Annotated in this window: 21 protein-coding genes; 16 read left to right on the top strand and 5 right to left on the bottom strand. The window is 51.9% G+C overall.

What is annotated here, in order from left to right:
- Positions 1 to 88: 88 nt before the first annotated feature.
- Positions 89 to 412, bottom strand: coding sequence for an ATP-dependent Clp protease adapter ClpS (gene clpS, locus ELY33_RS03845; RefSeq protein WP_126944286.1), 324 nt, complete (start codon positions 410 to 412; stop codon positions 89 to 91).
- 337 nt (positions 413 to 749) lie between these two features.
- Positions 750 to 2,987: an NADP-dependent isocitrate dehydrogenase gene (locus ELY33_RS03840; protein ID WP_126944196.1), complete on the bottom strand. Its 2,238-nt coding sequence runs from the start codon at positions 2,985 to 2,987 to the stop codon at positions 750 to 752.
- A 73-nt stretch (positions 2,988 to 3,060) separates the two neighbouring features.
- Here ELY33_RS03840 and ELY33_RS03835 point away from each other — a divergent pair, with 73 nt between their 5' ends.
- The 10 genes from ELY33_RS03835 (at position 3,061) to ELY33_RS03790 (ending at position 12,211) form a co-directional block, all read left to right on the top strand.
- On the top strand, positions 3,061 to 3,240 hold the full coding sequence (locus ELY33_RS03835) for a hypothetical protein (RefSeq protein ID WP_126944193.1): 180 nt from the start codon (positions 3,061 to 3,063) through the stop codon (positions 3,238 to 3,240).
- A 123-nt stretch (positions 3,241 to 3,363) separates the two neighbouring features.
- Complete coding sequence (locus ELY33_RS03830) at positions 3,364 to 3,966, top strand: pseudouridine synthase (protein WP_126944190.1); 603 nt, start codon at positions 3,364 to 3,366, stop codon at positions 3,964 to 3,966.
- A gap of 8 nt (positions 3,967 to 3,974) precedes the next feature.
- Positions 3,975 to 4,424, top strand: coding sequence for an NUDIX domain-containing protein (locus ELY33_RS03825; RefSeq protein WP_126944283.1), 450 nt, complete (start codon positions 3,975 to 3,977; stop codon positions 4,422 to 4,424).
- A 73-nt stretch (positions 4,425 to 4,497) separates the two neighbouring features.
- Positions 4,498 to 5,655, top strand: a complete 1,158-nt coding sequence (mnmA, locus tag ELY33_RS03820) for a tRNA 2-thiouridine(34) synthase MnmA (RefSeq protein ID WP_126944187.1) — start codon at positions 4,498 to 4,500, stop codon at positions 5,653 to 5,655.
- Positions 5,652 to 6,290 carry a high frequency lysogenization protein HflD gene (gene hflD, locus ELY33_RS03815; protein WP_126944184.1) on the top strand — a complete coding sequence of 213 codons (639 nt, stop codon included), beginning with the start codon at positions 5,652 to 5,654 and terminating at the stop codon, positions 6,288 to 6,290. The genes mnmA and hflD overlap by 4 nt, the downstream gene beginning before the upstream one ends.
- Positions 6,291 to 6,353: 63 nt before the next feature.
- A complete protein-coding gene (gene purB, locus ELY33_RS03810; RefSeq protein WP_126944181.1) occupies positions 6,354 to 7,739 on the top strand; it encodes an adenylosuccinate lyase in 1,386 nt (461 codons plus the stop codon).
- A gap of 54 nt (positions 7,740 to 7,793) precedes the next feature.
- The gene (locus tag ELY33_RS03805; RefSeq protein WP_126944178.1) at positions 7,794 to 8,975 is read left to right on the top strand and encodes a cupin domain-containing protein; all 1,182 of its coding nucleotides are present in this window, start codon (positions 7,794 to 7,796) and stop codon (positions 8,973 to 8,975) included.
- The gene (locus ELY33_RS03800) at positions 8,975 to 9,397 is read left to right on the top strand and encodes a GNAT family N-acetyltransferase (RefSeq protein ID WP_126944175.1); all 423 of its coding nucleotides are present in this window, start codon (positions 8,975 to 8,977) and stop codon (positions 9,395 to 9,397) included. The genes ELY33_RS03805 and ELY33_RS03800 overlap by 1 nt, the downstream gene beginning before the upstream one ends.
- A gap of 450 nt (positions 9,398 to 9,847) precedes the next feature.
- A complete protein-coding gene (locus ELY33_RS03795) occupies positions 9,848 to 11,446 on the top strand; it encodes an isocitrate lyase (protein WP_126944172.1) in 1,599 nt (532 codons plus the stop codon).
- Between the two features lie 297 nt (positions 11,447 to 11,743).
- A complete protein-coding gene (locus ELY33_RS03790; RefSeq protein ID WP_126944169.1) occupies positions 11,744 to 12,211 on the top strand; it encodes an outer membrane lipoprotein in 468 nt (155 codons plus the stop codon).
- Positions 12,212 to 12,346: 135 nt separating this feature from the next.
- Here the strand turns inward: ELY33_RS03790 and ELY33_RS03785 are convergent, their stop codons facing one another.
- Positions 12,347 to 12,628, bottom strand: coding sequence for a hypothetical protein (locus ELY33_RS03785; protein ID WP_126944166.1), 282 nt, complete (start codon positions 12,626 to 12,628; stop codon positions 12,347 to 12,349).
- A 179-nt stretch (positions 12,629 to 12,807) separates the two neighbouring features.
- On the opposite strand from ELY33_RS03785, the gene ELY33_RS03780 reads away from it, so the two are divergent.
- Positions 12,808 to 13,290, top strand: a complete 483-nt coding sequence (locus tag ELY33_RS03780) for an FKBP-type peptidyl-prolyl cis-trans isomerase (RefSeq protein ID WP_126944163.1) — start codon at positions 12,808 to 12,810, stop codon at positions 13,288 to 13,290.
- Between the two features lie 57 nt (positions 13,291 to 13,347).
- Here ELY33_RS03780 and nikR read toward each other — a convergent pair whose 3' ends face one another.
- Positions 13,348 to 13,749, bottom strand: a complete 402-nt coding sequence (gene nikR / locus ELY33_RS03775; protein WP_126944160.1) for a nickel-responsive transcriptional regulator NikR — start codon at positions 13,747 to 13,749, stop codon at positions 13,348 to 13,350.
- A gap of 105 nt (positions 13,750 to 13,854) precedes the next feature.
- Between nikR and ELY33_RS03770 the strand changes: the two genes are divergently transcribed.
- From ELY33_RS03770 to ELY33_RS03750, 5 genes are read left to right on the top strand one after another with little or no spacing between them, the layout of a single operon-like run.
- Positions 13,855 to 15,435, top strand: coding sequence for an ABC transporter substrate-binding protein (locus tag ELY33_RS03770; protein ID WP_126944157.1), 1,581 nt, complete (start codon positions 13,855 to 13,857; stop codon positions 15,433 to 15,435).
- The gene (locus ELY33_RS03765) at positions 15,426 to 16,406 is read left to right on the top strand and encodes an ABC transporter permease (protein ID WP_126944155.1); all 981 of its coding nucleotides are present in this window, start codon (positions 15,426 to 15,428) and stop codon (positions 16,404 to 16,406) included. Before ELY33_RS03770 ends, ELY33_RS03765 begins: the two co-directional genes overlap by 10 nt.
- Complete coding sequence (locus tag ELY33_RS03760; RefSeq protein WP_126944152.1) at positions 16,403 to 17,203, top strand: ABC transporter permease; 801 nt, start codon at positions 16,403 to 16,405, stop codon at positions 17,201 to 17,203. The genes ELY33_RS03765 and ELY33_RS03760 overlap by 4 nt, the downstream gene beginning before the upstream one ends.
- Before the next feature lie 15 nt (positions 17,204 to 17,218).
- A complete protein-coding gene (locus ELY33_RS03755; RefSeq protein ID WP_126944149.1) occupies positions 17,219 to 18,121 on the top strand; it encodes an ATP-binding cassette domain-containing protein in 903 nt (300 codons plus the stop codon).
- A complete protein-coding gene (locus ELY33_RS03750) occupies positions 18,114 to 18,746 on the top strand; it encodes an ABC transporter ATP-binding protein (RefSeq protein WP_126944146.1) in 633 nt (210 codons plus the stop codon). The genes ELY33_RS03755 and ELY33_RS03750 overlap by 8 nt, the downstream gene beginning before the upstream one ends.
- Here the strand turns inward: ELY33_RS03750 and ELY33_RS03745 are convergent.
- The gene (locus ELY33_RS03745; protein ID WP_126944143.1) at positions 18,714 to 19,901 is read right to left on the bottom strand and encodes an MFS transporter; all 1,188 of its coding nucleotides are present in this window, start codon (positions 19,899 to 19,901) and stop codon (positions 18,714 to 18,716) included. The two genes, ELY33_RS03750 and ELY33_RS03745, sit on opposite strands and share 33 nt — an antisense overlap.
- Positions 19,902 to 19,918: the final 17 nt, after the last annotated feature.

Here is a 19,918-nt window from a genome sequence, read left to right as displayed (position 1 = left end):
CGTCGGATCAGTTTAATCGACCGGCACTTTCAACATCGGGTACAAATGACGCACTTGCAAGGCCCATCGCTAATTTTTTTCAACGCTTTCAGTCAGCAGCTTCGATATCACACATTAAAGGATGCTCGCATTCGCGGGCATATTCATTGACTTGGTAACTTTTCGTTTCTGCAATATCCCGTGTAAAGATACCGCACGTTGCTTTTCCCTGGGTGTGTACCGCAAGCATTACCTGTACCGCTTGCTCACTATCCATGTTGAAAAAACCCTGTAATACCTCAACAACAAACTCCATCGGCGTGAAATCATCGTTGTGAAGTACCACTTTGTATAGTGGTGGCCGAGCGAGTTCAGGCTCAGCCGGTTGAACAGCTAAATCATCATCATATTCAGGCGCATTGGGCCGAGTCATTCCTGCGTGCAGGGTAGCCGTAATGCATAGGCTGTCTGTGTTTGGCATAAGCAGCAAGGTTTATCTTCTCTTAGCTAGCGGGTAATGTCTTACAGCGCTTGAATCGACCATCATGGCGTTAGTAGCCAGAAATGTAGATGCTTTGGATGTGTCCTCAAGCTTTACTCACCACGGTAAGACGTCCAATACCAGCAAGGGTTCATGAAAAATACAAAATTAGCATACTAAATAAGACAAAAAACCCTCGCCCACCAAGGCGGGCGAGGGATATCACAGCGTTTTCATGCGCGTTACCTAACGGCTACGCAAACTGCTTGTGAAACGTCTTCATTAAACACTAGTTATTAGCGACCATCGCAAGCGCTTCGTTTAGCGTTTTGCTCGGACGCATAGTTTGGCTGGCCAACTCACCGTTCGGATGATAATAGCCTTTAAGATCAACTGGCTGGCCTTGCACGCTATTCAATTCATCAATAATAGTGGCTTCATTGGCCTTCAACGTTTCTGCAAGACGAGCAAAGCGTGTTTTCAGTTCAGCATCTTGATCCTGAGCCGCCAATGCTTCAGCCCAATAGAGTGCTAAATAGAAATGGCTTCCTCGGTTATCAAGCTCGCCTACTTTCCGGGAAGGTGATTTGTTGCTTTCGAGGAACTGGCCATTCGCTTCATCTAACGCTTTGGCCAACAGCTTAGCACGGTCATTATCAAAACGTTTGGCGAGATGCTCCAAAGACGCAACCAAAGCCAGGAATTCACCAAGGCTATCCCAACGTAGGTGGTTTTCTTCAAGCAACTGCTGAACGTGCTTAGGTGCAGAACCACCGGCGCCGGTTTCAAACAGGCCGCCGCCATCCATCAGTGGAACGATAGATAGCATTTTAGCGCTAGTGCCCAATTCTAGGATGGGGAACAGGTCTGTCAGGTAATCGCGGAGGATATTGCCCGTCACCGAAATAGTATCAAGACCACGAATCACACGCTCTAGAGTGAAACGCATCGCCCGAACCTGAGACATGATGTGGATTTCGAGCCCATCCGTGTCGTGATCTTTAAGGTACGTTTTGACCTTCTTGATCAACTCGTTTTCGTGCGGGCGGTAAGGGTCGAGCCAGAACACTGTCGGCATACCAGAATCGCGGCAACGCTCGACGGCCAACTTCACCCAGTCGCGAATTGGCGCGTCTTTGACTTGACACATCCGCCAGATATCGCCCTGCTCCACATTTTGTGACAGCAGCACTTCGCCCGTGTCCAGATCAGTGATGTTGGCTACACCATCTTCCGAAATTTCGAAAGTCTTGTCGTGAGAACCGTACTCCTCGGCTTTTTGTGCCATCAAGCCAACGTTGGGGACAGTACCCATGGTGGCCGGATCAAAAGCACCGTGCCATTTACAGAAATTGATCATTTCCTGGTAAATACGCGCGAACGTGGACTCGGGCATGACCGCCTTAACGTCCTTGAGACGACCGTCGGCACCGTACATCTTGCCCCCGGCCCGAATCATCGCGGGCATTGAGGCGTCTACAATCACATCGCTGGGCGAATGGAAGTTGGTGATACCTCGAGCGGAATCAACCATTGCCAACTCTGGGCGTTCGTCATGACACGCATGCAAGTCACTGATAATTTCATCACGCTGTGATTCAGACAACGTCGCAATCTTGTCGTAGAGATTCGCGATACCATTGTTGACATCGACACCCAACTCTTTGAACAACTCACCGTGTTTCTCAAAGGCATCTTTGTAAAAAATCTTGATGCAGTGTCCAAACACGATCGGATGGGAGACCTTCATCATCGTCGCTTTCACATGCAACGAAAACATGACGCCAGACTTACGAGCATCTTCTATTTCCCGCTCGTAGAAGTCACACAGCGCTTTTTTGCTCATAAACATACTGTCAATGATCTCGCCTTCGAGTAGCGAAATCTGAGGCTTGAGCACGTGGGTCTGACCACTTTTCGTGATCAGCTCCATTTTTATATTGCGAGCGCGGTCAAGCGTTATCGACTTCTCGCCGTCGTAGAAGTCGCCCTTGTGCATGTGGGAAACGTGGCTGCGCGAGGCCTGACTCCACTCACCCATTGAGTGGGGGTATTTGCGCGCGTACTCTTTGACAGCCTTCGGTGCACGACGATCTGAGTTACCTTCACGCAATACAGGGTTAACAGCACTGCCTTTGACTTTATCGTAGCGTGCTTGGATATCTTTCTCTTCGTCGCTGCTTGGCTCGTCAGGGTACTCAGGCAATTTGTAGCCCTGCTCTTGCAGCTCCTTGATGACTGCCCGCAGCTGCGGCATAGACGCGCTGATGTTCGGTAGCTTGATGATATTGGCTTCTGGAACCTTGGCCAGCGCACCCAATCCGGCCAAGTGGTCTTCAATACGCTGTTCTTCGGTCAAATAGTCGGGAAATAAAGAGAGAACGCGAGCCGCCAGAGAGATATCCCGGGTTTCTACTTCGATGCCGGCAGCATCGGTAAAAGCGTCAATAATCGGTAACAAAGAATATGTCGCGAGCGCAGGCGCTTCGTCGGTGAGCGTGTAAATGATCTTCGGCGTTTTAGACATTTTGCGTTAACCTCTTTTTTCTATCGCTGTGATTATAAGATCCTGAGCGACGCGACTCATTCAACCAGAGACCATGCCGCGAAGCAGGCGGGGCCATTTCAATTGGCTTTACCGGTTATCAATCGGTGTTTTTTACGGTAGTGCTGACGAAGGTACTTACGAAGGTACTTACGAAGGTACTTACGAAAGCACTTACGACAGTTCTTACGACAGTTTTATCAGTGATAATTACGACAACTCCGGCACGACGTAGACGATATTAAAAGGCTGCCTTTCAAGAATTGCCTTTGAAAGATTAGCTTCGAAGTATACCAGCGCTGCATTTTAATCGCATGAGAGATTGTCGACAAATCAAGGGCACCCCTCCAAAGAGATTATGAGCACTTTATATTTACTGCATAAGCCCTATCGTATGCTCTCTCAGTTTACCGATAAACAAGGCCGTGCCACATTAGCCGATGTTATCGATGTGCCTGGCGTGTATGCCGCAGGACGCCTCGATTATGATTCCGAGGGCCTGCTGTTATTAAGTGATGACGGTAGTCTCATTCACCGCATCGCCCACCCTCGCCATAAGCAGCCAAAAACATACTGGGTTCAGCTAGAAGGGTATATTGACGACGAGGCAATTAGCGCTCTGAAAAACGGCATCATCTTAAAAGATGGTCCAACCAAACCCGCAAAAGCGCGGCGCATTGAGCCACCTACCATTGCGCAACAAGACCCAAGAATCGACCCCAAACGCCACCCAACCACCAGCTGGCTGGAGCTAACGATCAATGAAGGCCGCAACCGCCAAGTACGGCGCATGACTGCTCACGTGGGTTTTCCTACGTTAAGATTGGTACGTGCGGCCATTGGCCCATGGCAACTTGGCAACCTTGCCCCCGGCAAGTGGCGCAAAGAAATACTCCACGCGCCACGACCAACTAAGGCGACCAAACGCAGCAGTACTCCTCGGCACAGGCATTCCAAATGAGCAGCGAGATGATTAAAAACACCGCTATACGAAGTACTGCTGCCTGCGTGATTCAGCGCAACAATCGCTTTTTGATGGTGGAAGAAGCTCGTGACGGTAGACAGACCGTTTTTAACCAACCTGCTGGGCATGTAGAGCCAGGCGAAGGGCCGATGGCCGCTATCTTGCGTGAAGTGCAAGAAGAAACCGCTTTGCAGGTAACGTTAACCGACTATTTAGGCCTTTACGTATTTCACACGCCAGAAGGCCTTACCTTTCATAGCCATGGTTTTATAGCGACACCCGACCTCATGCTCTCGTCGCCGATTGATAGCGATATCACCGCCACGCACTGGCTCACGCTGAAGGATATCAAAGCCCTTAACGATGCTGACCGATTGCGCAGCCCCTTGGTGCTTATGCGCATCGAAAACGCGCTTAGCGGCCATTGCTATCCCTTGACGGTGATTCACGAGTGAAGCACTCGAAGCACCAAGCCTCCATCGTGTATAATCAGCGCCTAATTGCACACCACTTCAACTGAGGATGCCAATGACATCCACTCATGGCACGTCTATCCCCGAAGCATCCGACGCCAACGCGCCCGCCACCCAAAAAGTAATTGTTGGCATGTCGGGCGGCGTTGATTCGTCGGTTTCAGCTCTCCTTTTACTCCAGCAGGGGTACGAAGTTGAGGGCTTGTTTATGAAAAACTGGGATGAAGACGACGGCACCGAATACTGCACGGCGAAGGAAGATCTTGCTGATGCAGAGGCCGTATGTGCGAAACTGGGCATTAAATTGCATACGGCCAATTTTGCAGCCGAATATTGGGACAACGTTTTCGAGCATTTTTTGGCTGAATACAAAGCGGGCAGAACGCCCAATCCCGATATTCTGTGCAATCGAGAGATCAAATTTAAAGTCTTTCTGGAATACGCCGAAATGCTGGGTGCCGATAAGATCGCTACTGGACATTATGTTCGTCAAGGGGTTCGTGAAGGTCGCCCACGCCTGCTCAAAGGCTTAGATAGCAATAAAGATCAAAGCTATTTCCTGCACGCGGTGCCTGAAGCTGCGATTGCTCGCACCTTGTTTCCTGTTGGCGAGCTGGAAAAACCAGCTGTTCGAGCATTAGCCGAACAACACGACCTCATCACGGCAAAGAAAAAAGACTCTACCGGCATTTGTTTTATTGGCGAACGCCGCTTCCGCGACTTTTTGCAGCAATACTTGCCTGCACAGCCCGGCACCATCGAAACACCCGAGGGTGATGTCATTGGCAAGCATATGGGGCTGATGTACTACACCCTTGGGCAGCGTCAAGGGCTAGGCATTGGCGGCTTAGCCAGTTACTCGGAAGATCCATGGTATGTAGCGGCCAAAGACCTGGAGCGCAATGTGCTGATTGCCGTTCAAGGCAAGCATCATCATCTGCTGTTCACCAATGCTTTGGCCACTGAAGCCATGGATTGGGTCGCAGGCGAATCGCCTGCCAAGCACGGCCGTTACACCGCTAAAACCCGCTATCGTCAAAGTGATTGCCCGTGTGAAATTCGCGCGCTGCCCGATGGTACGGTTGAGGTGGTGTTTGATGACCCTCAATGGGCGGTGACACCTGGCCAGTCACTGGTACTTTATGATGGTGATATTTGCTTAGGCGGCGGTGTTATTCGCGCCACTTGGAACACGATGGAGGCCGCTGCATGAGTGCTACCCCTATTCACCGCGCGCCGGACTCGCAAGCCGCTCGTCAAGCGTTGGCACTGGCGGGCGTATTTCAATCCGCTAGCTTAGTAGATGAGCTGGCACGCACAGGACAGGTTGACCCCCGCGCTTGGGAAACGCTGATTAATGCAACCGTAGATACCAATCCCGAAAGCTTTGAAGCTATTTATGGTGGTCACCCCAACAATTTACGCCGTGGGTTAGAAACCCTCGAAGCCCTGGTCGGTCGCAAACAAGCCAACCCTGTGGTGCTCCGCTACGGCTTTTCACTACTGCTGTTGATGAACAAACTACGTACTGACCGCCATATGATGGATTTACTCGGTCAAAAGCTGTCCCATGTGCAGGGGCAAGCAGAACACTTCGGCAGCACCCATGAAAATGTGATTGCCAGTCTTGGTGACGCCTATCAAGAAACCCTTTCGACGTTTAAAACCCGCATTGTGGTACAAGGCGACCCCTCTTTACTACAAACCCGCATGATGCCCGAGCGAGTGCGCGCCTGCTTGATGGCGGGAATTCGTTTTGCGCTGCTATGGCATCAACAAGGCGGCCGTCGCTGGAAGCTTGTTTTTCAGCGCAAAGCGTTGAGACGCGCGCTTGATAGCCTCGGCTAACGCGCCCACAGATCATCTAGCCACTTAGATAAATTGACTTTATACCACCTTGGAAACCAAGCCATGCAACTCTCTGCTTTGACCGCCCTCTCTCCCGTTGACGGACGTTACAGCGCAAAAGCCGCCGTATTGCGGGAACACTTCAGCGAATTCGGTCTTATCCGTGCTCGTGTGATTGTGGAAGTGCGCTGGCTGCAGCGCCTTGCGGACCACAGCCAAATTGTCGAAGTACCGCCGCTATCAGCGGAAGCGACTGCCTTTCTTGAGCAATTGATTCGTGACTTTTCTGTTGAAGATGCTGAACGCATTAAAGACATCGAGCGAACCACCAACCACGACGTCAAGGCGGTTGAGTATTTCTTGAAAGAGAAGATTGCTGGGCAATCCGAACTCAATGCGGTCACCGAATTTATCCACTTCGCCTGCACCAGCGAAGACATCAACAATCTCTCCTACGGCGTCATGCTGGCTGATGGCCTAAAAGCCATTCTACCTACTCTTCATGAAGTGGCTGATGAGATTGCCAAATTGGCTATTGCTCATGCAGCTCAGCCGATGCTTTCACGCACCCACGGGCAAACCGCTAGCCCTACAACACTGGGCAAAGAAATGGCCAACGTGGCCTACCGTCTTAAGCGCCAGCTCAAACAAATCGAACACGTTGAGATTCTGGGTAAAATCAATGGTGCCGTAGGCAATTACAACGCCCATCTGACGACCTACCCTGATATCGACTGGGAAGCCAACGCGCGCACCTTCGTGGAAGGCTTGGGCCTAAGCTTTAACCCTTATACCACGCAGATTGAGCCCCACGACTACATTGCCGAGCTTTTCGATGCAGTGTGTCGTTTCAACACCATTTTGATCGACTTTGATCGCGACGTATGGGGCTATATTTCGCTGGGTTACTTCAAGCAGCGCACTGTCGAAGGCGAAATTGGCTCATCCACAATGCCCCACAAAGTTAATCCGATTGACTTTGAAAACTCGGAAGGCAACCTCGGACTGGCTAACGCCGTACTTAACCATTTAGCGCAAAAACTACCGATTTCACGCTGGCAGCGTGACCTGACAGATTCTACTGTGCTGCGTAACTTAGGCGTTGGCTTGGCTTATGGCTTGATTGGCTATCACGCCAGCCTCAAGGGCATCAGCAAACTAGAAGCTAACCCGGAACGCCTAGCAGAAGACCTCAATAACAGCTGGGAAGTGCTGGCTGAGCCAATCCAGACCGTCATGCGTCGCTATGGCATCGAAAAGCCTTACGAAAAGCTTAAAGAATTGACCCGAGGCAAGCGTATCGACCAAGCAGGTTTTGCTGCTTTTATTGATACACTTGAGCTGCCCGAGTCGGTTAAAAATGAGCTAAAAGCCCTCTCTCCTGCCCGCTATATTGGTAATGCGAAGGTTCAAGCCGAAGCACTTAGCCAGCGGCTTGCTGCACTCTAATCGACGCACTGCGCTGTTAGAAAGCGCAACGCTCATTTGAACTAGGATAACGCCATGAGCCAACACGATAAGCCACTCACACTGCTTGGCGATTTAACGCCCGAAGACTTCCTAGCCAATTACTGGCAACGGAAGCCGCTGCTGATTCGTGGCGCTATCCCCGACTTTATTAGTCCTATAGATCCAGATGAACTCGCCGGTCTAGCCTGCGAACCCGGTGTAGAAGCGCGTTTAGTAGAAGAAAATGGGGCTGACGGACCTTGGCAGGTGTCCCATGGCCCGTTTGACGATGCAACCTTTGAGCGGTTACCGGAAGGCAACTGGAGCCTGCTGGTTCAAGCCGTCGATCATTACGTGCCGCCTATTGCGGCACTCATGGATGAATTTGATTTCCTACCCCGCTGGCGGTTGGACGACATCATGGTTAGCTATGCCCCCCCCGGCGGTAGCGTCGGCCCACATATCGACCAATACGATGTTTTTCTATTACAAGCTAGCGGTCACCGGCGCTGGCAGCTAGGCGGCAAACAGCCAGACAACGCGCCCATTATCCAAGGGGTCGACCTGCGCATCCTTGAAACTTTCGAGATTGAAGTCGATTCTGATTGGACATTGGCACCAGGCGATATGCTTTATCTTCCTCCTGGCTGGGCACATCATGGTGTTAGCCAAACCGATGACTGCATGACGATATCGGTAGGGTTTAGGGCACCATCAGCGGATGAAGCCATCACCTCTTATGCCGACTACCTCGGAGAGCAACTTTCTGATTCTCAGCGTTATAGCGATGCAGGCATGGCCCCTGCTAGCCAAGTCGGTGAATTGGACGATGCTGCCGTCGAGCGTATGCGCCAACTTATGCTTTCCACGCTGGATAATCCTGAACAAATAGCACAGTGGTTCGGTCGCGTCATGACTCAACCGAAGTATATTGATCAAGTAGCTCCCCTTGAAGTGCCAATGAGTGAAGCTGACCTTGTTGCGCAACTACAAGACGGTGAACCCCTGTTTCATATGCCAGGTTCCCGCTTTGCCTGGCGCAGCGATGCCTCTAGCACCACACTGTTTGTGGATGGTGACGGACATATCTGCCCACTCGTACTAGCCAAGCGGCTTGCCGACCCAACTCCTATGTATGAAGACGTCCTTGCCATTGATGAGGCAGCGACGCTGATAACACAGTTAGTCAACGCTGGAAGCTTGGGCTTTATGGGCGAAGAGGATGAGGAGGAGTAGTGTCGACGACAACGATCGTTAGCGGTGATTGGAGTACGCTAAAAGACGTAGCCTCCGAGATCCGCCGCGTGGTCTTTATCGAAGAACAGTGCGTGCCCCAAGAAGAGGAATGGGATGGCCGTGACGATGAATCTAGCCACTTTATAGCCTACCTTGAGGAGCAGCCAGTGGGCACTGCTCGATTGCTGCCCGACGGCCATATTGGGCGCGTTGCAGTGCTCGTTAGCGCGCGCGGTGCTGGCATTGGCTATCAGCTCATGGAAGCTGCCATACAGGCTGCTCAAGAAGCAGGCCATGCACACGTTGCGCTGAGCGCCCAGTTACATGCCCTCGCCTTTTACGAGCGCTTAGGGTTTGTAGCGCATGGAGGCACGTTTATGGATGCAGGAATACCGCATCGGGAGATGCTGCTAACACTATAGTTTGCTTTTTTCGCCACTATTTATAATCAATCACTCTCAGGGCGCCATTCATTATGTGGCGCTTTTTTTACTCTCTCATCAGCCCACCTGACGAAAAACGACTACACAAACAGAGCATTTTGCGAGGCTTCTGTAGTCGAGCTACAACCCCTTCTGCCCCCAAGTGACAATTGTTGAACGCGTTAATCTCGTTGATAGTTATTGCACCGCAGCGTTATGGCACAACATTCAATATAGCCAAGCTGGAAAAGGTGTTCCTGATGTTTTAATCAGCGTCTCAGCACCCAGCACTCTCCATCTACGACGTTTGATTAAGAGACTTTTTGCTTAGAGACAATTGGCGTAGAGACAGCGCAACCATTTTCGATAATGCTGGACACATCTTCGCAGGTGCAGCATAAGAATAAGCTAACTTGCGAATAGCTATCATTACCCTGGAGGAAACAGCTTATGTCAGGACTGCTCGACGATATCAAAGCAATGGCCCAACTGCGCGAAGCTCAAGGCGGCAAATGGGAAGCCATCAAACCTGAATACGCTGCACGCATGCGCGCTCAGAACCGTTTTCACACCGGTTTGGATATTGCACGCTACACGGCAAAAATTATGCGTGAAGATATGGCGGCCTATGATGCCGATACATCTAAGTACACGCAGTCTCTGGGGTGCTGGCATGGTTTTATTGGTCAACAAAAACTGATTTCCATTAAGAAGCACTTTGGCACGACTAAGCGCAGCTATCTCTACCTATCAGGCTGGATGGTAGCCGCTTTACGCTCTGAATTTGGCCCACTACCCGATCAGTCGATGCATGAAAAAACATCCGTTGCTGATCTAATTGAAGAGCTTTACACCTTTTTGAAGCAGGCCGATGCATGGGAACTTAACCACCTGTTCCGCGCGCTGGATGATGCTAAAGAGGCCGGCGACAGCGTCAAAGAGCAGGAACTGATCAGCAAAATCGATAACCACGAGACCCACATAGTACCGATCATCGCTGATATCGATGCTGGCTTTGGTAATGCTGAAGCGACTTACCTACTTGCCAAAAAATTCATCCAGGCTGGTGCTTGCTGCATCCAGCTTGAAAACCAGGTTTCTGATGAGAAACAGTGCGGCCACCAAGATGGTAAAGTCACAGTTCCCCACGAAGACTTCCTGGCAAAAATCAATGCGGTGCGCTACGCCTTCCTAGAACTTGGTATCGAAGACGGCGTTATCGTAGCGCGCACCGACTCGCTGGGCGCTGGCCTAACCCAGAAAATCGCGGTGACTAACGAACCCGGCGATTTAGGTGATCAGTACAACAGCTTCTTAGATGGCGATGTCATCGAAAATGCTAACGACATCAATAACGGCGATGTCGTCATCAAGCAAAATGGCAAACTGGTTAAGCCGAAACGTTTAGCGTCGGGTCTCTACCAGTTCAAACCGGGTACTGGTGAAGACCGTGTGATACTTGACTGCATCACCAGCCTGCAAAACGGTGCTGACCTGCTATGGATTGAGACTGAGAAACCTCACGTCGGCCAAATTGCTAGCATGGTAAACCGCATCCGCGACGTAGTGCCCGATGCCAAGCTGGTTTACAACAACTCACCGTCGTTTAACTGGACGCTGAACTTCCGTCAGCAAGTATTTGATGCATGGGAAAAAGAAGGCAAAGATGTGTCCGCTTACCAGCGTGACAAGCTAATGGGTGTTGAATACGACAACACTGATCTCGGTCAGCTAGCAGATGAGTGGACACGTAACTTCCAGCGTGATGGCGCTCGTGAAGCCGGTATTTTCCACCACTTGATCACACTGCCCACTTACCACACAGCGGCGCTATCTACAGATAACTTGGCTAAAGGCTACTTTGGTGATGAAGGCATGCTTGCTTACGTTGCAGGCGTACAGCGCCAAGAAATTCGCCAAGGTATCGCTACTGTAAGACACCAAGACATGGCCGGCTCTAACATTGGCGACGACCATAAAGAGTTTTTCCACGGCGATGCAGCACTTAAAGCCGGTGGTAAAGACAACACCATGAACCAGTTCGGCTAATCATCTAATTAGCAATACCGAGCAGGGAGCTAAGGCTCCCTGTTTTTTTATAGCGTCTTTCCACCTCTCTCCACTTCTTTCTCTCTTTCTCCCCCCTCTCTATCAAGCATTGTGCACACTTTTACACATTGCTTTCTTAATACTTGTCTACACTTTAGTTCATGATCTTTCTTATTAATGGCTAGTCAAATCTAGTCGCTTAGGTTATCTTTGGCGAACGCTGTTCTATAACCAGCTTACGGATTATCGCCGCTGCTGCTTAGCAGACATGCGGGACAAGACACACTGGAGGTTTCAATGAAACGTTTACTACCTATTGCCGCATTAAGCATTCTCACTCTGGCGGGCTGTGCCAACACTGCACCTTATTCAGGTGATGTGTACCGTGGCAATCAAGCAAAAACAAGCCAAAGCGTGGCTTATGGCACCGTGGTGGCCGTTCGTCCCGTACAAATCCAGGCAGATAGCCGTACAGGTAACCTGCTAGGCGGTGGTGGCGGTGCTGTCATCGGCGGTCTGCTGGGCAATCAAGTTGGTGGCGGTTCTGGTCGTCAGTTGGCAACCGTAGCGGGCGCATTAGGTGGCGCGATTGCCGGTACCGCAGCGGAAGACCGCGCAAACCGCATTAACGCGTTAGAAATGGAAATTCGCCGCGATGACGGCACAGACGTCATCGTGGTTCAGAGCGCTGACCGTCAATATCAAGCTGGCCAACGTGTTCGCCTGATCGGTAGCGGCGCTAACTTGAGTGTAGCTCCCTACTAATCACGCCTCATTAAGCACGCCTTACCAAGCGCTACTCGCAAAATAACGTAGGTAGCGCCGTAATAGAAAATGCCCGGCCAAGTAACCTTGGCCGGGCATTTTCGTCACTTTCGTCACTGACTAACCACGTATGATTTAGTGAGTCGCTTTATTGCTCGCCCAGTTTGCCAGCTTGGCGATAATTAAACCGATAATGACCAGCAGGATAACAACCAATAAGATGTCAACAGGGCGAACTAACGTGGTAGCACCCATCACAGCCAATGCAGCCACCCATAAATAGCGGTTTTCACCCTGCGTTTTTAATACCTCTGGCAGCATTTTATCCAGCCCCGGGCTAACACTGCTGTCCCAGCGTTTGTTCGCAAAGTAAGCAATTAGCAAAAAGGCGATAACCCAAATCAATAAGATCGTCATAACCAGCTCCAGTGAATGTTGTCTTAAGGGGGAAAAGAGGTTGTCGTAGGGTATCCCCGGTTAACCCTTGGCGCAATAGCGCCAAAGGAGTGGGAGATGGAAAAAGCCTGCTTACCCCCTGACAAGTAAGCTCTCACGCGTTACCATGTTGGGACATGCACTCACCGAAAGGTTATTAAATGCAAATTGCGCAAAACTCGGTTGTCGCGTTCCACTACACCCTGACCAACGATGCAGGTGAAGTGCTAGACAGTTCCGAAGGCCGTGAGCCGCTGACGTATCTACACGGCGCCGGCAACATTATTCCGGGTCTGGAAAAAGAACTCGAAGGCCGTGCCGAAGGCGATAAGCTGAACGTGAAAGTAACCCCTGAAGAGGGCTACGGTGAAGTTCAAGAACAGCTGATGCAAGAAGTACCTCGCGATGCGTTCCAAGGTGTTGAAAGTATTGAGCCAGGCATGCAGTTCCAAGCCCAGACTCAAGGCGGCCCACTGATGGTGACCGTCAAGAAAGTCGAAGGCGATACGGTCGTGGTTGACGGCAACCACCCACTGGCTGGTCAGCACCTCAACTTCGATGTTGAGATTGCGACTGTTCGTGAAGCGAGCCAGGAAGAAGCCGAGCATGGTCATGTACACGGCGAAGGCGGCGTAGAGCATTAAGTTGCTTAACGTATGTCTATAGGGCGGCCTAGAGCCGCCCTTTTTAATGGGCGCTCCTCACTCCTCAGGAATAATCACTAATTGTCCATAGCGCACGCTGCGTGACGATGTCACCTCGTCGGAAAACTGCTTTAACGCACGACCCTGCCCCTTCAATAGCGCCACTTCCAGACAGCTTTCATGATTAATATGCACATGAAGCGTCGATAGCGTTAGATCGTGATGATCATGGGAGTGTCGGGTTAAGCGTTTTGATAAGTCTCGCGCTGCGTGATCGTACACGTAGACTAGCGCTCCCATGCAAAGTGCTTCTGGCGCAACCTCTTCATTGGCCTGTTTTAGCCCACTGCGGGTTAAATCACGAATCGCCTCTGAGCGGTTTTGGTAGCCGCGTGCATGCATTAATGCATCGACCTCGCTCACCAGTTCCTCATCCAGCGTTACCGTTATCCGTTGCATACTCTCTCCTTAACTCCCCCGACAGCGTGGCACTGCAGCGTCTTCCCGCCCTGAAAGTATGATGTTATTGTAAAAACATCATACAGGTAATCTAAGGGGGGGCTAATGCGCCGCATTTTCTTACTGGGTCTGGCGGCTACTTGCATAGCGTTTAGCTCCCCCGCCCTCAGCAAAGAGCAATTGATTTTGGCAATCGGCGGCGAACCCGAACAGGGATTCGACCCTCTACTTGGCTGGGGCCAGTACGGTAGCCCGCTTTTTCAATCGACGCTACTGACCCGTGGACGTGATCTCACCCCAGAAGCAGGCTTGGCTACCGCGTGGACGCTGTCAGCAGACCGACTCACCTGGACACTTACCCTTCGCGACGATGCCCGCTTTAGCGACGGCACACCGCTAACTGCTGAGGATGTTGCTTACACGTTTAATGCCGCAAAGCAAGCTGGCGGTCGGGCCGATTTAAGCGCACTGAATAAAGCAAACGTCCTCGATAACACAACAGTGGAACTCACTTTAAGCGTGCCGCGCATTACCTTTCTCGATCAACTGATGACGCTTGGCATTGTTCCTAACGCTAGCAGAACACATGGTTATCGAGAAGGTTATGGCAGACAGCCGCTTGGCTCAGGCCCTTATCGGCTAATTGAGTGGCAGGAAGGCGAGCAGCTGATCGTTGAGCGGAATCCTTATTTCCATGGCCCCTTGCCAACCTTTGAGCGGTTGGTGTTCCTGTTTACCACAGAGGCGTCTACGTTAAGCGCGGCCCATGCCGGGCAACTCGACCTTGCTGCCGTGCCACCAGCGCTAGCCACCAACCTGCCTAGTCACATGAAGCGAATCGTAATGGAGAGTGTTGATAATCGTGGTATTTTGTTTCCCATGCAGCCTGTCACAGGGGAGCTCGCTTCATCCGGTGCTCCTATCGGCAACAACGTCACCGCAGATCGCGCGATACGGCAAGCCATTAACTTAGCCCTAGACCGAAGCACCCTCGTTAACGTCGCTTTAAATGGCTTTGGACGTCCCGCGTTTGGCCCTGCAGATGGGATGCCCTGGAGCCTGGATGATGAAGCTTTTGCATCACCTGATAGTGAACGCGCCAATGCAATACTTGATGCTGCAGGCTGGAAGCGCCGCAATGACGGGCTGCGCTACAAAAACGACCAGCCCGCACGCTTTCGCTTAACCTACCCTGCCAGCGACACCACTCGCCAATTGCTTGCTCAGGTAAGCGCCGAAATGGTGCGCCCCTTGGGCATTGAAATGCAGCCAACAAGCCGTCACTGGGACGAAATACAGCGTGAAGCATTGCACCAAGACGCCATTGTGTTCGGCTTTGGCAGTCACAGCCCGCAAGAAGTGTACTACCTGTTTCATAGCCAGCACGCGGGGTTTGGTTTTTATAACAGTGGTTTATACTCAAACGCGACGGTGGATAGCCATTTAGAGGCCGCTCAAGCAGCTTCAGGGGCAGAAGACGCTAATCATCACTGGCAAGCCGCCCAGTGGGACGGCAATACAGGCTATGGATTTAGAGGCGATGCTAGCTGGGCATGGATGGTTAACCTAGCCCATGTCTATGCAGCCAACACCTGCCTGGATCTTGGGGAGTTAGGCGTTGCTCCCCACGGCCACGGCTGGCCGATTACTGCCAATCTGCTTGAATGGCGCTGGACGTGCGATTGATCTGGCTACTGGCAAGTCGCCTAATAAAGCTTGCGCTGGTATTGCTGTGCGTTGCAGCAGTGTCGTTTGGATTAGTCATGCTCTCACCCATTGATCCTGTGGATGCCTATCTTGGTCCACAAATGGCACAGGTAAGCCCCGAACAGCGCGCTCTGATCGCCGAAAGATGGAGCTTTGACGCCTCGCCTGCCGTTCAATTTAGTCATTGGCTCAGCCAACTGCTAACTGGTGAGTTAGGTTGGAGCCACATCTACAATCAACCGGTTAGCGAAATTATCAGCCAGCGTTTCCAACGCTCTTTTATCTTGCTGGGCAGCGCTTGGCTACTCTCCTTGCTTGTCGGCTTTGCGCTGGGCGTTATCGCGGGCGCTAAAGAAGGCTCACTGCTTGACCGGCTGATTAGTGGCTACGCCTATGTAACGGCCTCAACGCCTGCTTTTTGGTTAGGGATACTGGCCGTGTTGCTGTTCTCCGTCCACCTCGGCTGGACACCGACCTGCTGCGCCGGACCTGTGGGCGTTTTAAACCAAGACGTCAGCACGCTGACTCGATTACACCACTTAGCACTGCCGGTGATAACACTGGCCCTGCTGGGCATTGCCACGATCACCCTTCATACCCGCGCACGCATGAGAGTGCTGATGAACTCCGAGATTGCCCTTCACGCCTTTGCCCAAGGCGCCAGCCGCTCAGATATCGCTTGGCGTCATGGTCTACGCCATGCCAGCCTTCCCGCGCTAACACTGGCCTTCGCTTCGCTGGGTGAGTTATTTGGCGGTTCCATATTAATTGAACAGGTATTTGCCTACCCTGGGCTTGGACAAGCTACCGTTGAAGCGGGGCTGCGCAGCGATGTTCCCTTACTGCTTGGAATAGCGCTGTTTACCGCGTTATTTGTAAGTGTCGGTAACCTAATCGCAGATAGCCTGCATCCACTTATCGACCCGCGCATGACGCAGGAACAACCATGAGAGTGGCACAGCCACGCTTAGCGGCAACTGGCTACATTAGCCTTTTGCTCATCCTGTTAGTTGTGTTGATGAGCAGCCCATGGTGGGCAGGTAGTAGCGCAGCACAAATGCAGTTTGACGCTCGCCTGATGCCACCGAGTGCCAGCCACTGGCTAGGCACCGATGCGCTGGGTCGTGAGCTATGGGCGCGAACCCTGGCGGGGCTAAGGATCAGCTTCTGGGTTGGGCTAAGCGCTGCCCTGCTCGGCACACTGATTGCACTAACGTTAGCGACGCTTGCCACGCTTTCAACCACCTTAGATGCGCTTGTCAGTTTACTGATTGACACGTTACTCAGCGTACCGCACCTGATATTACTACTGCTGGTAGCCTTTGCTTTAGGCGGCGGCACACAAGCGGTGATTATTGCAGTGGCGGTTACTCACTGGCCTAGCTTGGCCAGGATACTGCGGGCGGAACTCTTTTCTCTACGCCATGTTCCCTATGTCGCTATTTCTCGAGCACTTGGAAAAAGCCGTCGTTTTATTCTGGTACATCACTTACTCCCTCACGTATTACCCCAGTGCATGGTTGGCGCGCTGCTGCTGTTTCCCCACGCCATTTTGCATGAAGCCGCGCTCACTTTTCTAGGCGTGGGTTTAGACCCCACTCAGCCCGCTATTGGGGTATTGCTCGCTGATGCGATGCGGTACTTAACCGGGGGCTTTTGGTGGCTAGGAGTATTCCCAGGCCTGGGTTTACTGCTAATGGTGCTATCTATTGATCGTTTAGCGGCACAATTACGTCGCGCTCTATAGCGGGAGAACGTTAGCATGCTGCATATAGAAAACCTTACGCTGCAACTGCCCTACTACAGGCGCTGGTTCCAAAGAGAATGGATTACCTGCCTTGATAACCTTTCGTTAAGCATACAACCCGGTGAAATACACGCGGTGATCGGCGCATCCGGAGCAGGCAAAAGCCTGCTAGCCTCCGCAATTATGGGATTACTGCCTGAAGGTGCCAGAATCAGCGGTCAGCTTTTTTTTAAAAAAGCACCGTTGACCACTGAGCGCCAACGACAGCTAAGAGGCCGTCAGTTAGCTCTTATTCCGCAATCACTGAATGCCCTAGACCCGCTCGTTAGCAGCCAGCGCCAAGTAAGCTGGGCAGCTCGCCGAGCAGGGCAAAGCAAAACGGTTGCTTGGCACAGTGCGGAGCACGCATTAAATCATTATCAGCTCGATCAACACGCCCACCGGGCTTACCCTCACCAGCTTTCAGGCGGTATGGCGAGGCGCGTTTTAGCCGCTATGGCACGGATAGGTAACGCCAGCCTGATAATTGCCGACGAACCAAGCGTAGGCCTGGACCCTCAACAGCGCGACCGTGTATTGGCTTCCATTAAGGCGCTCGCACTAGAGGGGAAAGCGGTCATGCTAATTACCCATGACTTGCGTCATGCGTTACCTATTTCCGACCACGTAACAATATTGCGTCAAGGGCAATGCATTGAAACCACCTACGCGAGTGCCTTTCGAGGTCATGGGGAACAGCTTAAAAGCGCCTATGCCAGAGCGCTATGGAACGCCTTGCCCGACAACGCCTTTGAAAGTGATGCGATTGCCATTGAGAATGACAACGAGAGTGTCAACAAGAATGACAGCAAGCGTACTGCCCATACTAACGTCACCGTCCTACCGAAGGAGACAATAAAGGAGACAAGAATTGCTTGATGCACGAAAAATCAGCTTTGGCTTCCGTTCACAAACACCGCTATTCTCGCAACTTTCGCTACAGCTTGAACGAGGTGAATGGCTGGGGTTAAGCGGTGACTCAGGGATGGGCAAGTCTACGCTGGGCAAACTCTTGGCGGGTTTACTGCAACCGCAACAAGGCGAGATTTGCATCGACAGCAAACCATTGCCCTCTCAAGGACTGCGGCCGGTACAGTGGTTACCACAGTCACCTGAGTTGGCCGTCAACCCACGTTGGCGAGTAAAGAAACTGCTCTGCGAAGCATGGCATCCTTCCGAGTCATTGATGCAGGACTTTGGCATTCAACCTGATTGGTTATCTCGCTTGCCAAGCGCTTTATCTGGCGGAGAATTACAGCGGGTATGCGTATTACGGGCGTTAGCCCCCGGTGTGCGCTATCTAATTGCTGATGAAATCTCGACCATGCTCGACCCTATCACCCAATTGGAACTATGGCGGGCAGTGCGAAAAGTTGCCGACCAACACCACCTTGGCGTGTTAGTCATCAGCCATGACACGGCGCTGTTAGAGCGATTGTGTACGCAACGCCTTCATTTAGCACAAGGCACGTTAGCAATGGTCACGACGCTCGAAACGCCATAAACCAACGCTAATGGCCAACGTAATACCAAGCAGTAACCAAGACCCCACCGCGACGCCCTGCCACTGCGCCCAGCGCCAAAATGGCTCTAACCAAAACCCGCCAACACTTGCCCCCAGGTAGTAAAATACCAAGTAAAGCGCCGAGGCACTGCCCCTTGCACCTTGGGCATAGCGGCCCACCCAGCTAGAGGCCAATGAATGTGCCAAGAAAAACCCAAACGCGTTAATGGTTAGGCCAACGACAATCATCCACAGAGAGTTGGCCAGCGTCACCGCCGTGCCTAACATCAAAATAACGATGCCAACACTCATACAGCTCGCGGGTGAAAAACGTCCTGCTAATCGGCCTGATAGCGTAGAGCCAAACGTACCACCCAGATATGTCAGGAAGATCAACCCCAAGCTGCTCGCCGCTAATTGATAAGGTTCACCAGCCAAGCGAAACGTAATATAGCTGTACTGATTGATAAAAATTAGGAAGTTAATTCCGCCCAAGCAATAAGCCGCCAACAGTACCGGCGCGCGCAGATGCCCGAGCAGGTCTCCGAGCGCTTGGCGTAACTTGAAACGCTTGGGGGTAAAAGCTCGACTATTGGGCAACAACCGCCAAAAAACCGCGCACCCCACCACCGTCATCATTCCTACGGCTATAAACGCCGCCGAGGGGCCACCTAAGTCTGCTGCTCCACCGCCTACAATTCGACCACTAATGCCCCCCAATGAATTGGCACCAATGTATAAGCCGACCGCGCTCAGCAAGGCGGGCTTTTCAAACTCATCGCCCATCCAAGCAATCGCAACGGCTGGCAATCCTCCCAGCACAAAACCCTGCAGTAAACGCAGCAGCAATAAGCTTTCGAACGTAGGTGCAAACGCTAGCGCGAGGGAAAGACCGCCTGCGATTAGCAACGTGATGCGCATAATAGCCTCACGGCCAATCGCATCAGAAAGGGGTCCAAACACAAGTAACGAAAAGGCAAGGGAAAGCGTGGATGCGGACATCAAAAAGCTAACACCTAAAGTCGAGACTCCATAGGTGTCTTTCAGCCCAGGCAGCAGCGGTTGCGGAACATACAGATTGATAAAAACAAGAAACGACCCTAAGCATAGGGCCGCTGTGGCGCGCCACCAGGCGCGCGTTCTGGCCTGGATCATGCGATGTCCATATTATG

The sequence above is a fragment of the Vreelandella andesensis genome (genome assembly GCF_003989795.1).
Classification (GTDB): Bacteria; Pseudomonadota; Gammaproteobacteria; order Pseudomonadales; family Halomonadaceae; genus Vreelandella; species Vreelandella andesensis.
The sequence above is the reverse complement of the archived record's forward strand: the minus strand, read 5'-3'. Positions and strand labels throughout refer to the sequence as shown.

Excerpts from the sequence above, each read along its gene's own strand:
- ELY33_RS03790 (WP_126944169.1), top strand. The coding sequence starts at position 11,744 with ATGAAACGTTTACTACCTATTGCCGCATTAAGCATTCTCACTCTGGCG.
- ELY33_RS03835 (WP_126944193.1), top strand. The coding sequence starts at position 3,061 with ATGCCGCGAAGCAGGCGGGGCCATTTCAATTGGCTTTACCGGTTATCA.
- ELY33_RS03795 (WP_126944172.1), top strand. The coding sequence starts at position 9,848 with ATGTCAGGACTGCTCGACGATATCAAAGCAATGGCCCAACTGCGCGAA.
- purB (WP_126944181.1), top strand. The coding sequence starts at position 6,354 with ATGCAACTCTCTGCTTTGACCGCCCTCTCTCCCGTTGACGGACGTTAC.
- ELY33_RS03840 (WP_126944196.1), bottom strand. The coding sequence starts at position 2,987 with ATGTCTAAAACGCCGAAGATCATTTACACGCTCACCGACGAAGCGCCT.
- hflD (WP_126944184.1), top strand. The coding sequence starts at position 5,652 with ATGAGTGCTACCCCTATTCACCGCGCGCCGGACTCGCAAGCCGCTCGT.
- ELY33_RS03785 (WP_126944166.1), bottom strand. The coding sequence starts at position 12,628 with ATGACGATCTTATTGATTTGGGTTATCGCCTTTTTGCTAATTGCTTAC.
- ELY33_RS03830 (WP_126944190.1), top strand. The coding sequence starts at position 3,364 with ATGAGCACTTTATATTTACTGCATAAGCCCTATCGTATGCTCTCTCAG.
- mnmA (WP_126944187.1), top strand. The coding sequence starts at position 4,498 with ATGACATCCACTCATGGCACGTCTATCCCCGAAGCATCCGACGCCAAC.
- nikR (WP_126944160.1), bottom strand. The coding sequence starts at position 13,749 with ATGCAACGGATAACGGTAACGCTGGATGAGGAACTGGTGAGCGAGGTC.
- ELY33_RS03745 (WP_126944143.1), bottom strand. The coding sequence starts at position 19,901 with ATGATCCAGGCCAGAACGCGCGCCTGGTGGCGCGCCACAGCGGCCCTA.
- ELY33_RS03770 (WP_126944157.1), top strand. The coding sequence starts at position 13,855 with ATGCGCCGCATTTTCTTACTGGGTCTGGCGGCTACTTGCATAGCGTTT.
- ELY33_RS03780 (WP_126944163.1), top strand. The coding sequence starts at position 12,808 with ATGCAAATTGCGCAAAACTCGGTTGTCGCGTTCCACTACACCCTGACC.
- clpS (WP_126944286.1), bottom strand. The coding sequence starts at position 412 with ATGACTCGGCCCAATGCGCCTGAATATGATGATGATTTAGCTGTTCAA.
- ELY33_RS03760 (WP_126944152.1), top strand. The coding sequence starts at position 16,403 with ATGAGAGTGGCACAGCCACGCTTAGCGGCAACTGGCTACATTAGCCTT.
- ELY33_RS03755 (WP_126944149.1), top strand. The coding sequence starts at position 17,219 with ATGCTGCATATAGAAAACCTTACGCTGCAACTGCCCTACTACAGGCGC.
- ELY33_RS03825 (WP_126944283.1), top strand. The coding sequence starts at position 3,975 with ATGATTAAAAACACCGCTATACGAAGTACTGCTGCCTGCGTGATTCAG.
- ELY33_RS03805 (WP_126944178.1), top strand. The coding sequence starts at position 7,794 with ATGAGCCAACACGATAAGCCACTCACACTGCTTGGCGATTTAACGCCC.